The 15,310-nt window shown below is 71.4% G+C and carries 11 protein-coding genes; 5 read left to right on the top strand and 6 right to left on the bottom strand.

Annotated features, from left to right (window positions below; translation table 11 throughout):
- Window positions 1–93: 93 nt before the first annotated feature.
- Window positions 94–2,559 (top strand): serine/threonine protein kinase, encoded by a 2,466-nt coding sequence (locus tag KGA65_RS16245; protein WP_225864170.1) that lies wholly within the window; start codon window positions 94–96, stop codon window positions 2,557–2,559.
- Here the strand turns inward: KGA65_RS16245 and KGA65_RS16240 are convergent.
- A complete protein-coding gene (locus tag KGA65_RS16240) occupies window positions 2,544–3,935 on the bottom strand; it encodes an 8-oxoguanine deaminase (RefSeq protein ID WP_225864169.1) in 1,392 nt (463 codons plus the stop codon). The genes KGA65_RS16245 and KGA65_RS16240 overlap by 16 nt on opposite strands.
- A 25-nt stretch (window positions 3,936–3,960) precedes the next feature.
- Window positions 3,961–5,046 carry a DUF4056 domain-containing protein gene (locus tag KGA65_RS16235; protein ID WP_225864168.1) on the bottom strand — a complete coding sequence of 362 codons (1,086 nt, stop codon included), beginning with the start codon at window positions 5,044–5,046 and terminating at the stop codon, window positions 3,961–3,963.
- 66 nt (window positions 5,047–5,112) lie between these two features.
- On the opposite strand from KGA65_RS16235, the gene hyi reads away from it, so the two are divergent.
- From hyi to KGA65_RS16220, 3 genes are read left to right on the top strand one after another with little or no spacing between them, the layout of a single operon-like run.
- On the top strand, window positions 5,113–5,904 hold the full coding sequence (gene hyi, locus KGA65_RS16230; RefSeq protein WP_225864167.1) for a hydroxypyruvate isomerase: 792 nt from the start codon (window positions 5,113–5,115) through the stop codon (window positions 5,902–5,904).
- Window positions 5,901–7,217, top strand: coding sequence for a glycerate kinase type-2 family protein (locus tag KGA65_RS16225; RefSeq protein ID WP_225864166.1), 1,317 nt, complete (start codon window positions 5,901–5,903; stop codon window positions 7,215–7,217). The genes hyi and KGA65_RS16225 overlap by 4 nt, the downstream gene beginning before the upstream one ends.
- 19 nt (window positions 7,218–7,236) lie before the next feature.
- A complete protein-coding gene (locus tag KGA65_RS16220) occupies window positions 7,237–8,496 on the top strand; it encodes a putative Na+/H+ antiporter (protein WP_225864165.1) in 1,260 nt (419 codons plus the stop codon).
- Window positions 8,497–8,578: 82 nt separating this feature from the next.
- Here KGA65_RS16220 and scpC read toward each other — a convergent pair whose 3' ends face one another.
- Window positions 8,579–10,093 (bottom strand): succinyl-CoA:acetate CoA-transferase ScpC, encoded by a 1,515-nt coding sequence (scpC, locus tag KGA65_RS16215; RefSeq protein WP_225864164.1) that lies wholly within the window; start codon window positions 10,091–10,093, stop codon window positions 8,579–8,581.
- A 299-nt stretch (window positions 10,094–10,392) separates the two neighbouring features.
- Here scpC and KGA65_RS16210 point away from each other — a divergent pair, with 299 nt between their 5' ends.
- On the top strand, window positions 10,393–11,202 hold the full coding sequence (locus tag KGA65_RS16210) for a Crp/Fnr family transcriptional regulator (RefSeq protein ID WP_225864163.1): 810 nt from the start codon (window positions 10,393–10,395) through the stop codon (window positions 11,200–11,202).
- 36 nt (window positions 11,203–11,238) lie between these two features.
- Here KGA65_RS16210 and KGA65_RS16205 read toward each other — a convergent pair whose 3' ends face one another.
- The 3 genes from KGA65_RS16205 to xdhB all read right to left on the bottom strand — a co-directional run bounded on the left by KGA65_RS16205 (window position 11,239) and on the right by xdhB (window position 15,308).
- Window positions 11,239–12,021 (bottom strand): sulfite exporter TauE/SafE family protein, encoded by a 783-nt coding sequence (locus KGA65_RS16205; RefSeq protein ID WP_225864162.1) that lies wholly within the window; start codon window positions 12,019–12,021, stop codon window positions 11,239–11,241.
- Window positions 12,022–12,109: 88 nt separating this feature from the next.
- Complete coding sequence (gene xdhC / locus KGA65_RS16200) at window positions 12,110–12,925, bottom strand: xanthine dehydrogenase accessory protein XdhC (RefSeq protein ID WP_225864161.1); 816 nt, start codon at window positions 12,923–12,925, stop codon at window positions 12,110–12,112.
- Window positions 12,926–12,941: 16 nt separating this feature from the next.
- A complete protein-coding gene (gene xdhB, locus KGA65_RS16195; RefSeq protein WP_225864160.1) occupies window positions 12,942–15,308 on the bottom strand; it encodes a xanthine dehydrogenase molybdopterin binding subunit in 2,367 nt (788 codons plus the stop codon).
- Window positions 15,309–15,310: the final 2 nt, after the last annotated feature.

The following is a 15,310-nucleotide window of genomic DNA, read 5'->3' as shown; positions in this document are numbered from 1 at the left end:
GGCCGCCCGCGGGCAAGGTCCAATCGGGCGGATCCCCGCGGCGCCTCCATCGTGGTGCCGCCGCGGTCCTGTCCCGCCAAGCACCGTGCCGTCGTGAATCCTGCTGTTCGTCCCGCCAAGCACGTGGGCCGCTTCCTGCTCCGCCGCCTGATCGGCCAAGGGGCCGAGGCGACCGTCTGGCTGGCCCATGACCCCCGTCTGGACCGCGAGGTGGCGCTCAAGCTGCGCCACGAGCCCCTGGCCAAGGGCGAGATGGACGCCTGGCTGCACGAGGCCCGGGCGGTCGGCCGTTTGCGCCACCCCCACATCGTGCCGGTGTTCGAGGCCGATGTGCACGAGGGCCGCCCCTACATGGTGTTCGAGTGGGTGCCGGGGGGCACGCTGGCCGAGCGCTTGCGGCGCGGCCCGGTGCCCTGGCGCGAGGCCCTGACCATGGCCTGCGATGTGCTGGACGCCCTGCAGGTCGCCCATGAGGCCGGGGTGATCCACCGCGACCTGAAGCCCTCGAACATCCTGATCGACGCCCAGGGCCGGGCCCGGGTGATGGATTTCGGCATTGCCGCCCGGCTGGACGCGCGGGGCCAGGCCGTCGGCGGCGCTCAGGGGGGCGCCATCGTCGGCACCCCGGGCTACATCGCGCCGGAGGCGGCCCGTGGCGAGCCGCCGGGGCCGGCCGTGGACGTGTTCGCGCTGGCGCTGATCCTGGCGGAGATGCTGGGCGGGGCACCGGTGCGACACCCGGCGAGCGACCCGGCCCAGGCGATGCGGCGGGCGGCAGTCGAGCTGGTGGTGCTGCCCGAGTCGCTGGGCGAGCGGGCCGATGCCCATCTGCGGGCCGTGCTGGCCCAGGCCCTGGTGTTCGACCCGGTCCAGCGCACGGCCTCGGCCCGCGCCCTGCGCGAGGCGCTGGCCAACTGGCGGGACAGCGCCGAAGGGGGCGAGGCCCACAGCGCGCCAATGCCGCTGGAGGGGCCCAGCACGGTGACCGGGGCCGGCCAGGGCACGCTGGACTTCCTGTGGCGGCGCATGCGCCACAAGAGCGATTTCCCGGCCCTGGGCGAGGCGGTGGCCCGCATCCACCGCGTGGCCAGTGACGAGCAGGCCAACCTGTCGAGCCTGGCCAACGAGATCCTGAAGGACGTGGCGCTGACCCACAAGCTGCTGCGCGTCGTCAACAGCGCCAGTTTCGTGCATGCCGGAGGGGGCACCATCGGCACCGTCTCGCGCGCAGTGGCCCTGGTGGGCCTGAGCGGCGTGCGCAACATGGCCCTGTCCCTGGTGCTGTTGGAGCACATGGCCGACCGCAGCCATGCCCAGGCGCTGACGCAGGAGTTCCTGCGCGCGCTGATGGCCGGCATGCTGGCGCAGAGCCTGGGCCAGACGCCCCAGGAGCGCGAGGAGGCGTTCATCGGGGCGATGTTCCGCAACCTGGGGCGTCTGCTGGTGGGCTTCTATTTCGCCGAAGAGGCGCGCGAGGTGCGCGAACTGGCCGAACGGGTGGGCGAGACCCGGGCCGCCTGGCGGGTGCTGGGGGTGGATTACGAGACCCTGGGGTGCGAGGTGGTGCGCCGCTGGGGCCTGCCCGCCAGCCTGCAGCAGGTGATGCGCGCGCCGGCCGGCGGGCCCCCGGCGCGGCGCTTGAGCGCGCCGCCGGAGCGGCTGCGCTGGCTGGCCAGCGCGGCCAATGAACTGGCGGACGTCCTGCTGGCCGGCGACCCGGCGCAGGCGGGCGCGCGGGTGGAGGCCGTCGCGGCCCGCCATGCCCCTTCGCTGGCCCTGCGCCCGGAGTCGGTGGCCGACGCGGTGCGACAGGCGCGCGAGCAGGTGGGCGATTTCGTCCAGGCCAGCGCCCTGTCCCTGCCGGGCGACTCCCCGGTGCGCCAGTGGCTGAACGCCCCCACGGTCACGGCCTTGGCCGATGAGGCGCCGCTGGACTTGGCGCTGGAGGCCACGGCCCTGCCGCCGGACGCGCTGCCCGACCCGGGGGAGCCGACACTGCGCCTGCCCCAGGCCGCCCAGGACGGTGCCTTGGTGCAGTCGCTGCTGACGGCGGGCATCGCCGATGTCACCCAGGCGATGGTGAACGACCAGGTGGACCTGAGCCAGGTGCTGCGCATGGTGCTGGAGACCCTTTACCGCGCGGTGGGCTTCTCCCGCGTGGTGTTCTGCCTGCGGGATGCCAAGAGCGATCAGCTGACCGGCCGCTTCGGCCTGGGCGAGGACGTCGAGGCCCTCTGCCAGGTGTTCCGGGTGCCCTTGCAGGTGCCGGCCGGGAAGGCGCCCGATTTGTTCACCGCCGTCTGCCAGCGCGGCGCCGACACGCTGATCGTCGACACCCGCACCGGGGCCATTGCCGAGGCCTTGCCGGACTGGTTCCACCGCACGGTGAAGGCCCGTTCCTTCCTGGTGCTGCCCTTGACGGTCAAGCAGGTTCCCTTCGGCATGATCTACGCGGACCTGCTGCCCCCGCACACCCTGGCGCTGGGCGAGCAGGTGCTGGCCCAGCTGCGCACCCTGCGCAACCAGGCGGTGATGGCCTTCCGTCAGCTGGCCAGCTGACGGGCCAGCGCGTTGTGCCGTGCCAGCAGCGGCGCCAGTTCCAGCGTGGCCAGTTGGCCTTCGCGCACCACCACCCGGCCGTTCACCACGGTGTAGGCCGCCTGGCTGGGGGCGCACAGGAGCAGCGCGCCCAGCGGGTCGTGCACCGCGCCGCCAGCCAGGGCCAGCGTGCGCAGGTCGAACAAGGCCAGGTCGGCCGCCATGCCCGGGGCCAGGTGGCCGATGTCGTCGCGGCCCAGCACCCGGGCGCCGCCGCGGGTGGCGATCTCCAGCGTGGCGCGCGCCGTCATCTCGGCCGGCCCGTGGTCACAACCGAAGGGCTCGAGGGCCCGCCCCACCCGCGCCAGCAGCAGGGCCTGGCGGGCCTCGCCCAGCAGGTGGGCGCCGTCGTTGCTGGCGCTGCCGTCCACGCCCAGGCCCACCGGCACGCCAGCGTCCAGCATGCGGCGCACCGGGGCGATGCCCGAGGCCAGGCGCATGTTGCTGCAAGGGCAGTGCGCCACGCCGGTGCCGGTGGCGGCAAAGCGGGCGATGCCGGCGCCATCGAGCTTGACGCAGTGGGCGTGCCAGACGTCGTCGCCCAGCCAGCCCAGGCTCTCCGCGTACTCGGTGGGCGTCATGCCGAACTTCTCGCGGCTGTAGGCGATGTCGTGGTCGTTTTCGGCCAGGTGGGTGTGCAGCCGGGTGCCGTAGCTGCGGGCCAATTCGGCCGAGTCGCGCATCAGGCCGCGGCTGACCGAGAAGGGCGAGCAGGGCGCGGCCACCACGCGGCGCATGCTGAAGCGGCTGGCGTCATGCCAGGTCTCGATCAGGCGCCGGGTGTCGGCCAGGATGGCGTCCTCCCGCTCCACCAGCGCGTCGGGCGGCAGGCCGCCGGCGCTCTCGCCCACGCTCATGCTGCCACGCGCGGCGTGAAAGCGCATGCCGATGGCCTCGGCCGCCTCGATGCTGTCGTCCAGCCGCACGCCGTTGGGGTAGAGGTAGAGGTGGTCCGAGCTGGTGGTGCAGCCCGAGAGCAGCAGTTCGGCCATGGCCACCTGGGTGGAGACCCGCACCATCTCCGGCGTCAGCCCGGCCCAGATCGGGTAGAGCGTCTTCAACCAGCCGAAGAGCTCGGCGTCCTGCGCGGCGGGAATCGCCCGCGTCAGGCTCTGGTACATGTGGTGGTGGGTGTTGACCAGGCCGGGGATGACGATGTGGCCGCGTGCGTCGATCACCTCGTCGGCCTCGCGCGGCAGGGTGTCGGCCGGGCCGATGGCCTCAATGGCACGGCCGCGCACCAGCACGCTGGCGCGGGGCAGTTCGCGGCGTTGTTCATCCACCGTGACCACCAGGTCGGCGTCGCGGATCAGCAAGGTCGGTTCGGTCGTGGGCATGGGGGAGTGGCGCAAGAGGGCGGGGTCAATCGGGTTGGTCGGCGCGCGGGCCCAGTTCGTCCCGCATGCGGCGGCGCAGTTCTGCCACCACCGCCGGCAGGTCGTCGGGCAGCTGGAGCGTCCCGGCGCGGGTCTGGGGCGCCTCGGGACCGAAGCTGTCGCGCAGCACGCTGTCCATGCCCGGCGTCAGCACCGTCGTGGCCCAGTGGGCGAAGCGGCCATCGGCCCACTGGTCCAGCCGGTCCACCGGCAGTTGGGCCGCCGGGCCGCCCTCGCAGGCGGGCAGCCCGGGCACCCGCCAGGGCGCCAGGGACAGCTGGCCAGCGTCCTCCATCCCCAGATAGCGGCGTGAGATGAAACCGTTGGCCGGCCAGCCGCTGCGCGGGTTCCACCACAGGCCCTTCACCCGCTCCATCGCTTCGGTGGTCACCGCGCGGGGCTGGACCTGGAGTTCGGCCAGCAGCGGCGCCAGCTGGGCGGTCAGGGCGGGCAGCAGTTCGTGGTCCGGGTCGGCCAGCGCCCGCTCGGCCAGGGTCAGCCCCACCCGGTGGGAGGGCAGGTCATCGACCGAGAAGGCAGACGCATGCTCGGAGACGCCCCACAGCGTGCTGTAGCCATACCAGGTCAGCACCTCGTGCCAGGCCAGCACCCAGTCCGCATGGCGGCGTGCCAGTTGCAGGGCCAGCGTCGGGGCCAGGGTGGCCCGCTCCTCGGCCGACAGCGGGGCGGGAAAGCGCACCTGGAAATGCACCCCGCGCTCGCCGCCATCGAAGTCGAGCGTGGGCGTGCCGTCCTGCAAGGCCCGCAGGAACAGGACATACAGGTGCAGGGTCCAGTCGGCGGCATTGCGGATGTGCACCAGGTCCAGAAAGCCCATGCGGCAGCTGTAGACGATGCCCAGGGTCTCCTGGCTGTGGTCCCGCCAGGCATGGGTGCCCAGGTCGCTGGGGTCGGCCAGCGTGTTGGGCAGGAAGAACAGCGTGTACGGAGTGGGCAGGGTGCCGCCCCGGCCTACCGGTGTCGGCGGCCACTCGCCGGGCGCGGGGGGCCGCGCCCACACCGGTCCGGTGAGCGCCAGGGCCAGCAGCAGGGACACGAGGCGGGTCGTCATGGGGTGGGCAGTGGCTGGTATCGTGAGCCGTTCCGACCAGCCCGTGGGGCGATTGTCCCTCCCGCCATGCCGCGCTTTTCCGCCAACCTGTCGATGCTGTTCACCGAGCAGCCGTTTCTGCAACGTTTTGCGGCCGCGCGCGCCGCCGGCTTTGAGGCGGTCGAGTTCCAGTTCCCCTATGACTGGCCGGCCGAGGCGCTGGCGCAGGCAATGGCACAGGCAGGGGTGACGGCCGTGCTGCACAACCTGCCCGCGGGGGATTGGGCCGGTGGCGACCGCGGCATTGCCGCGGACCCGGGCCGGGTGGCCGAATTCCGGGCCGGCGTGCCCCAGGCGCTGGCCTACGCCCGCGTGCTGGGCGTGCCGCGCCTGAACCTGCTGGCGGGGCGCGTGCCCGCGGGCGTGAGCGCCGGCCTCGCCCGCGAGACCCTGCTGGAGAACATCCGCTTTGCCGCCCGGGCGCTGGCTGTGGAGGGGCGCACGCTGCTGATCGAGCCGATCAACACCCACGATGTGCCGGGCTTTTGCGTGCACCGCAGCGACCAGGCCCTGGCGCTGATCGCCGCGGCCGGCGAGCCCAACGTGCAGCTGCAGTACGACCTCTACCATGCCCAGCGCATGGAGGGCGACCTGGCCGCCACGCTGGCGCGGGCACTGCCGCAGATCGGCCACATCCAGTTTGCCGACAACCCTGGGCGGCACCAACCCGGCACCGGCGAGCTGAACTTCGACTTTCTGTTTGCCGAGCTGGACCGCCTGGGCTACGCCGGCCACGTGGGGGCGGAGTACCTGCCCCTGGGCAGCACCGAGTCCAGTCTGGACGGATGGGCGCCCTGGCGCCGGAAAGGTGACGCATGAGCGTATGGACCGATGCCCGTGCCCGCGCCCTGTTGCGCGGGCTGTTTGACGAAGCCGTGCACGCGGCCCGGCCCGACGCGATGCTGGCCGCGCAGCTGCCGCCGCCGCCCGCGGGCGGGCGCACGCTGGTGCTGGGGGCCGGCAAGGCCGGCGGCGCGATGGTGGCGGCGCTGGAGGCGGCCTGGCCGGCCGAGGCGCCGCTGTCCGGTCTGGTCGTCACCCGCTACGGGCACACCCCGCCGGGCTGGTCGGATCACCCGCACCGCATCGAACTGGTGGAGGCGGCGCATCCCGTGCCCGACGCGGCCGGCCAGCAGGCTGCCCAGCGCATGCTGGCCCTGACCCAGGGGCTGACCGAGCGCGATCGGGTGATCTGCCTGATCTCGGGCGGCGGGTCGGCCCTGCTGAGCCTGCCCCAGCCCGGGCTGAGCCTGGCCGACAAACAGGCGGTCAACCGGGCCTTGCTGGCCAGCGGCGCGCCGATCGGGGCGATGAACACGCTGCGCAAGCACCTCTCGGCGATCAAGGGCGGGCGGCTGGCCGCGGCCTGCGCGCCGGCCCCTGTGCTCAGCCTGCTGATCTCGGATGTGCCGGGCGACGACCCGGCCGTGATCGCCAGCGGACCCACGGTGCCTGATCCCAGCACCTGCGCCGAGGCCCTGGCCCTGGTGGACCGTTACCGCATCGCGCTGCCGGCGGCGGCCCGGGAGGCTCTGCAACAGGGCCGCTGGGAAACCCCCAAACCCGGCGACGCCTGCTTCGCCCGCACCGAGACCCGGGGCATCGCGGCGCCCCGGCAGAGCCTGCTGGCGGCCGCGGCACTGGCGCGCCAGCAAGGCCTGGCCGTGCACCTGCTGTCCGACGAGATCGAGGGTGAATCGGTCGATGTGGGGCGGGTGCATGCAGCGCTGGCCCGGGCCTGCCGGCGCCATGGTGAGCCCTTTGCCCCGCCCTGCGTCATCCTGTCCGGCGGCGAGACCACCGTCACGCTGCCCCCACCGGGCAGCGGGGCGCCCACCGGCCGGGGCGGCCGGGCCACCGAATTCCTGCTGGGCACCGCGCTGGCGCTGCAGGGCGAGCCAGGCATCTGGGCCCTGGCGGGCGACACCGATGGCATTGACGGGGTGGAGGACAACGCCGGCGCCTGGGTGACGCCGGACACGCTGGCCCGGGCGGCTGCCCTCGGTCATTCGCCAGCGGCGCACCTGGCGGGCCACGATGCCTACGGCCTGTTCGCCGCGCTGGGCGACCTGCTGGTCACCGGTCCCACACTGACCAACGTGAACGACTTCCGCGCGCTGTTGGTCACCTGAGCTGCGGTATGGTCGGACCATGCAAGACATCAGTGTGATCCAGTGGCTGGGTGCCGGCCTGTTCGCCGTGGCGCTTCTGCACACGTTTTCGACCAAGTTCTTCGAGAAACTGGCCCATCGCCAACCGGAACATGCCGGCATCTGGCACCTGCTGGGCGAGGTGGAGGTCGTGTTCGGCTTCTGGGCCATGGTGCTGTTGATCGCCATGTTCGCCCTCGAAGGCCAGCACGCGGCCGTGCAGTACCTGGACACGCGCAACTTCACCGAGCCGATGTTCGTGTTCGCCATCATGGTGATGGCCGGCACCCGACCCATCCTGCAGCTGGCGGCGCGCCTGGTGCACCTGGTGGCGGCGCTGCTGCCGATTCCCCGCAGCCCGGCCATCGTCTTCGTCACGCTGTCGCTGGTGCCGCTGCTGGGCTCCTTCATCACCGAGCCGGCCGCGATGACGCTGGCGGCCATGCTGCTGCGCAACGGTCTCTACGCTGCGCCGGTGTCCGAGCGCCTGAAGTACGCGGTGCTGGGCGTGCTGTTCGTGAACGTTTCCATCGGCGGCACCCTGACCCCGTTTGCGGCGCCGCCGGTGCTGATGGTGGCCGAGGCCTGGGGCTGGGACCTGTCGTTCATGATCACCCACATCGGCGACCGGGCCGCCCTGGCCGTGCTGGTCAACGCGGCCCTGTTGACCGGGCTGTTCTGGCGTGAGCTGACCACGGTCTCGGGCAAGCCCTCCGCCGACGAGGCGCTGGTGCCCTGGCCGATCACGCTGGTGCATGTGGGCTTTCTGGCCGGGGTGGCGGCGTTTTCGCACCATCCGCCGGTGTTCATGGGCCTGTTCCTGTTCTTCCTGGGCTTCACCCATGCCTACGAGCGCTACCAGAACCCGCTGATCCTGCGCGAGTCGCTGCTGGTGGCCTTCTTCCTGGCCGGTCTGGTGGTGCTGGGCGGGCTGCAGCAATGGTGGTTGCAACCGGCCCTGATGGCGATGGACGCCGATGCGGTCTACTTCGGGGCCACGGCGCTGACGGCTGTCACCGACAACGCGGCGCTGACCTACCTGGGCTCGCTGGTGCCGGGTCTGAGCCTGGAGTTCAAGCTGGCGCTGGTCACCGGAGCGGTCACCGGTGGGGGCCTGACGCTGATCGCCAACGCCCCCAACCCGGCGGGCGCGGCCTTGCTGAAGGGCAGCTTCTCGCAACAGGCCATCCAGCCGGTGGCCCTGCTGCTGGCGGCCCTGGCGCCGACCCTGGTGGCGATGGCGGCCTTCCGCCTGTTCTGAGGGCCGTAGGTCGAAACAGAAACGGCGCCCCGCGGGGCGCCGTTTTCATGGGGGGGCTGACAGGGGCCAGCGGTCCCGGGGCTCAGCGCATCGAACCGGTCTGCATGTAGCGCAGGTGCCAGCTCAGGGCTTCCTGCAGCAGGTGCGGGGTGTGGCGGCCACCGCCGCTTTCCAGGGCGCGGTTGAAGTAGTCGTGCAGCGCCGGGCGGAAGTCCGGGTGGGCGCAGCGGTCGATCACCAGCTGCGCGCGCTGGCGCGGCGACAGACCGCGCAGGTCGGCCAGACCCTGTTCGGTGACGATGATCTGCACATCGTGCTCGGTGTGGTCCACGTGGCTGGCCATCGGCACGATGCAGGAGATCTTGCCGTCCTTGGCGGTCGACGGGGTCATGAAGATCGACAGGAAAGCGTTGCGGGCGAAGTCGCCCGAACCGCCGATGCCGTTCATGATCGAGGTGCCCATCACGTGGGTCGAGTTGACGTTGCCGTAGATGTCGGCTTCGATCATCCCGTTCATCGCGATTATGCCCAGACGACGCACCAGCTCGGGGTGGTTGCTGATTTCCTGCGGGCGCAGCACGATGCGGTCACGGAACTCGTCCAGGCGCTCGGTCAGTTCTTCCAGCGCGGCGGGGCTGAGCGAGAACGCGGTGGCCGAGGCCGTCTTCATCTTGCCGGACTTCAGCAGGTCCAGCATGCCGTCCTGCAGCACCTCGGTGTAGGCGGTCAGGTTCTCGAACGGGCTGTCCAGCAGACCGGCCATCACGGCGTTGGCGATGTTGCCCACGCCCGACTGCAGCGGCAGCAGGTTGGCCGGCAGGCGGCCGCGCTTCACTTCCTCTTGCAGGAATTCGATGATGTGGCCGGCGATCTTGCGCGAGTTCTCGTCGGGCGGGGTGAAGGCGCTGTTGCGGTCGGCGTGGTGGGTCTCCACCACGGCCACCACCTTGGACGGATCGACGCGGAAGTAGGCGTCGCCGATGCGGTCGTTCGGGTGCACCAGCGGGATCGGCTGGCGGTTGGGCGGCAGCTGGGTGCCGTAATAGATGTCGTGCATGCCCTCCAGCTTGGGGCTCTGCCAGCTGTTGACCTCAAGGATGATCTTGTCGGCCAGGTCCAGCCAGGTCTTGTTGTTGCCGATCGACGAGGAGGGGATCAGGCGGCCGTCTTCCAGGATGCCGGACACCTCGACCACGGCCACGTTCAGCGGGCCGTAGAAGCCGAACCAGACGAACTGGGCGACATGCGAGAGGTGGATGTCCAGGTACTCCATCTCGCCGGCGTTGATGCGCTTGCGGCTGGTGGGGTCCGACTGGTAGGGCATGCGCATCTCGACGCCGTTGGCACGGGCCAGCGCACCGTCCAGCTCGGGGGCGGTGGAGGCACCCGTCCAGACGCCGACGCGGAATTCCTGGCCGGCGCCGTGGGCGGCCTCGATGCGGCGGGCCAGCGCGGCGGGCACCTCTTTGGGGTAGCCGGCGCCGGTGAAGCCGCTCATGCCGACGTTGTCACCGTGGCTGATGAGGGCGGCGGCCTCGTCGGCGGACATGATTTTGCTGCGCAGGGCGGGATTGAGGATGCGGGATGCGTCGGACATGGCAGATCAGATCAGGCGATGTAAAGAACGGCAGGGGGTATTCCGCCCCCTGGAGCGAAAGGCGAAATCATCGCTGCTACTTAATGAAAATCGCTTAAGGGTTTTCCCTTGATCTGGGGCAGACCGTTCCCAGGAAAGGCCGCGTCCACCGCGGGACGGCGCAGGGTCCGGCGGGCGGAGGGGCGGTCCGCCGAGGCGGCATGTCCCCCTGCTTGATCTGGCGCAACCCCCCTCTGCAGCCCCTGGGAGACAGTGACGCCACGATCTGAGCGAAACCACGCCAGCAAGGCGGCACAAGCATGAGCCCTCCCACCATCCTGACCCCAGAGCTGGGCACGACTTCCGAGCGTGCAGCGGCCGTGAGGTTGCGCCTGCCGGCCCGTCCGGTGGGGGCCGTGCGCGGCGTGGCCGCTCAAGGGGGCATGCTGGACGCGCTGGTGTGGGAGCGTTTGCTGGGCGGGGAGCCCGTCCGGGCGGTGGAAAGCACCGCACTGGCAGGCATTGCCCGCCTGCTGCAGGTGTCTCCGGGGGGCATGGTGTTTGCCGCAGGGGAGCCGGCCCATGGCCTGTTGGCCGTGCTGGACGGGGACGTGGCCCTGGGCTGCCATGCGGCAGACGGCAGTTTCCGCACCGAGCGGCACCTGCATGGCCCGGCGTGGCTGGATCTGAGCGCGGCCTGGCTGCGCGAGCCCCATGCCCTGGATGCCCGGGCGCTGAGTGCGGCCCGGCTGATCGAGTTGCCGCGGGATGCGCTGTGCGAGGTGGCCGACCGCTGTCCATCGCTGTGGCATCACCTGGTGACGATCCTGGCCCGCGAGGTGCGCGGTCTGGCCTTGAACACGCATGAACTGATGCACAAGGATGCGCCGGCCCGTCTGGCCGCCTGGCTGCTGCAGCATTGCAGCCTGCAGGATGGCGCGGCTGCGACCACCGGGGTGGTGCAGCTGCCGGTGCGCAAGCGCGACATCGCCTCGCAACTGGCCATCACGCCGGAAACCCTGTCCCGGCTGATGCGCAGTTTTTCCAGCAAGGACGTGATTGCCGTGGCCGGCTACACCGTGCGGGTGTTGGATGTGCCGGCGCTGCGTCGGCTGGCCGTGGGCGACTGAGCCCGGCGCCCGGGAGGGCGCCGGAGGCTGTTCAAGTCAGAGCGACAGCATCTTGACCGACACCGCGCCCAGCACCAGCGCGATCGCATAGCGGATCAGTTTCATGGGGGCGCGGGTGCTGATGAAGGTCCCCAGCAGGATCCCGGGGATGGAGCCGGCCAGCAGGTTGAACAGCAGCCCGTAGTTCACATTGCCCAGGCTCAGATGGCCCAGGCCGGCGATCAGGGTCAGCGGGATGGCATGGGCCAGGTCGGTGCCGACCAGCTTGCTGGCGTTCAGGCGCAGTGGGTAGAGGTAGACCAGCATCACCGTGCCCAGGGCACCGGCGCCGATGGAGGTCAGCGTCACCAGCACGCCCAGCAGCGCCCCGGCCAACACCGTCAGGACGGGCTGGGCGGCCTTGAATTTCTCGACATCACCGACCCGCAGCTTGCGGCCCATGGCGTGCAGCCAGTCCTTGCCGAGCATGCCCAGGGCCGTGATCATCAGGGCGATCCCCACGGCGCTGATGATGAAGCCACCCTTGATCTGGTGGGTGTGGCTCAGGTTCATCCACAGCAGCGTGAGCGCCGCCGCCGGCAGGCTGCCCAGGGCCAGGCGCTTCACCACGCCCCAGTCCACCGTGCCGTGGTTGTGGTGCATGGCGGTGCCGAACATCTTGGTGACGGAGGCATACAGCAGGTCGGTCCCGACAGCGGTTTGCGGGCTGATGCCGAACAGCAACACCAGGATCGGGGTCATCAGCGCGCCACCACCCACACCGGTAATGCCCACGATGGTGCCGACCAGCAGACCTGCGACACCCGTGCTGAAGTCCATATGCAACCTTTTAATGTCTTGACCTGTTCAAGGCGGATTGTTGCATTGCGCCCCCGGCTTGTCCCCCCCCAGAAGCAGGGGGCGTCGCTCAGCGGCCGCTGTGCTGCAGCAGCTGGGCGACCACCGAGATGGCGATCACCGCCGGTTCCTTGCCGGTCAGGCCGGGCAGGCCGATGGGGCAGGTGAGCCGGGCCAGGGTGGCCGGCGGGATGCCGCGTTCGCGCAGGCGGTGCTGGAAGCGGGCGAGCTTGGTGGCCGAGCCGATCAGCCCGCAGAAGCCGAAGTCGCCGCGGCGCAGGATGGCCTCGACGATGCGCAGATCCAGGTCGTGGCGGTGGGTCAGCACCAAGTAGGCGTCGCCGGGCCGGGCCAGGGCCACCTCGTCTTCCGGGGCCTCGCTCACGCAGGGCTGGATGTGAGGGGGTGGTGGTTCGGACGGAAATTCTTTATCGCGCTCGTCCACCCACAGCACCTGGCAGGGCAGGTCGGCCAGCAGGCGCACGATGGCCCGGCCGATGTGGCCGGCCCCATGCAGCTGCAGCCGCAGCCGGGGGCTGGGATCGGTCCAGCCGGCCACAGTGTCGGCCGTCAGCGGTGCAAAGCGCAGCGTCAGGGCGCCGCCGCAGCACTGGCCCAGGCTGGGGCCCAGCGCCACCGGCCAGTCCTGGGCCAAGGTGTCGCCGTGGTCCAGGCGCTCTTTGGCGCGCTGCAGCACCTGCCATTCCAGATGGCCACCGCCGATGGTGCCGCGCACCTCGCCGGCGCGCACCAGCATGCGGGTGCCCATGCCGCGTGGCACCGAGCCGCGCGCAGCGACGACCTCCACCAGCACGGCCGGCTGCCCGCGGGCCAGCCAGGCGGTCGCGGTGACCGCATCGGGGTCCCGGGTGTCGTGCAGGGCCATGGCGCGCGATGCGACCTCAGGCCGTGGCCTGCACCGCCGCCAGCGCGGTCAGCAGGGCCTCCGGGGTGGCGGGCGCACGCAGCGGGGGCAGACAGCCCGGGGCGCCGCAGGCGGCCACCGCATCGCGCAGCGCCAGGAAGACCGAGAAGCCCAGCAGCAGCGGCGGCTCCCCCACCGCCTTGCTGCGGTGGATGGTGTCGGAGACGTTGCGGTTCTCGTAGAGCCGGGTGGTGAAGGCTTCCGGCACGTCGTTGGCGGTCGGGATCTTGTAGGTGGAGGGGGCGTGCGTCATCAGCTTGCCAGTCTGCGGGTGCCAGACCAGCTCTTCGCTGGTCAGCCAGCCCATGCCCTGCACAAAGCCGCCTTCCACCTGGCCGATGTCCAGCGCCGGGTTGAGCGACTGGCCGACGTCATGCAGCAGGTCGGCCTGTAGCAACTTCCACTCGCCGGTCAGCGTGTCCAGCAGCACCTCGGCCACGGCCGCCCCGTAGGCGAAGTAGAAGAAGGGCTTGCCGGTCAGCGTCTCGCGGTCCCAGTGCAGGCCGGGGGTGGCGTAATAACCATCCGACCAGAGCTGCACCCGGGCCGCGTAGGCCTGTTGCACCAGGGCCGTGAAGCCCAGCTGCTGTCCGTCCGGACCCCAGGCCTGGCCGGCCTCGAAGCGCACGGTTTCGGGCTCCACGCCCCAGGCCTGGGCGGACACGCCGGCCAGCCGGGCGCGCACCCGGCGGGCGGCGTCCTGGGCGGCCTTGCCGTTCAGGTCAGCGCCGGTGGAGGCCGCGGTGGCCGAGGTGTTGGCCACCTTGCTGGTGTCGGTGGCGGTCACCCGTACCTGCGCCAGCGGTAGCCCGAGCTCATGGGCCACCACCTGGGCCACCTTGGTGTTCAGGCCCTGGCCCATCTCGGTGCCGCCGTGGTTCACCAGCACCGTGCCGTCCAGGTACACATGCACCAGCGCGCCGGCCTGGTTGAACTGGGCCACGTTGAACGAGATGCCGAACTTCACCGGCGTCAGGGCCAAGCCCTTCTTTAGCCAGCGGCTCTGGGCGTTGAAGGCCTGCACGGCGCTGCGGCGTTCGGCGTAGCGGGCGTCCTGGGCCAGGGTCTGCGTCAAGGGGTCGATGATGTTGTCCTCGACCGCCTGCCGGTAGGGCGTGACATGGTGGCCGCGGCCGTCCTCCGGCGTGCCGTACCAGTTGGCGCGCCGCACCTCGAACGGGTCCCGGCCCAGCGTGCGGGCGATGTCGTCCATGATCATCTCGATGGCCAGCGCGCCCTGCGGCCCGCCAAAGCCACGGAAAGCCGTGTTGCTCTGGGTGTGGGTGCGGGGCAGGTGGCCGTGGATGGCGACGTCGGGCAGCCAGTAGGCGTTGTCGAAGTGGCAGATGGCCCGGGTCAGCACCGGCGGCGACAGGTCGGCCGAGTGGCCGGCCTGGCCCAGCATCGTCACCTCCACGCCCAGCACGCGGCCGGCGTCGTCGAAACCGACCTCCCAGTCGAACTCGAAGCCATGCCGGCGGCCGGTGATCAGGAAGTCGTCGTCGCGGTCCGGCCGCAGCTTGACGGGGCGCCCCAGGGCCTGGGCGGCCAGCGCGGCCACGCAGGCAAACAGCGCCGACTGCGATTCCTTGCCGCCGAAGCCGCCGCCCATGCGCCGGCACTCGACCTGCACCTGGTGGGCACCCAGCTGCAGGGCGTGGGCGATCATCGCCTGCATCTCGCTGGGGTGCTGGGTGCTGCAGTTCACCTTCAGGCCGCCGTCGTCCAGCGGCGTGGCCAGGCTGATCTGGCCTTCCAGGTAGAACTGTTCCTGGCCACCCAGGCTGAAACGGCCCTGCAACCGGTGCGGCGCCGCGGCGATGGCGCCCACCACGCCGCCGGGGTGGCTGCTGCGGGTCAGGTGCATGGCGGGGACCACATGCTGGCCGGCGGCATGGGCGGCGCGCAGGTCCAGCAGCGGCGGCAGCGGGGTGATCTGCAGCACCTCACGGGCCAGGGCAGCGGCCCGGCGGGCGGCATCCCGATGGGTGGCCACGACGGCGAACACGGGCTGGCCGAGGTAGGCCACCGTGTCCCGGGCCAGGATGGGGTCGTCGTGCACGATGGGGCCGACGTTGTTCTCGCCCGGGATGTCGGCCGCGGTGAAGACGGCCACCACGCCGGGCTGGGCCTTCAGGCGGGCCAGGTCCAGGCCGTCGATGCGGCCGTGGGCCACCGGCGACAGGCCCAATGCCGCGTGCAGGGTGCCCGCGGGCTCGGGCAGGTCGTCGGTGTAGGCGGCCTTGCCGGTGACGTGCAGGCGGGCCGATTCATGGGGCAGGGAAGCGCCGACCACCGGGGAGCCGGCGGTCGGGGCAGAGGCGGGGAGGTCTTTCAGGTCCATGG

The sequence above is a fragment of the Ideonella benzenivorans genome (genome assembly GCF_020387415.1).
GTDB classification, from domain to species: Bacteria; Pseudomonadota; Gammaproteobacteria; order Burkholderiales; family Burkholderiaceae_C; genus Ideonella; species Ideonella benzenivorans.
The sequence above is the reverse complement of the archived record's forward strand: the minus strand, read 5'-3'. Positions and strand labels throughout refer to the sequence as shown.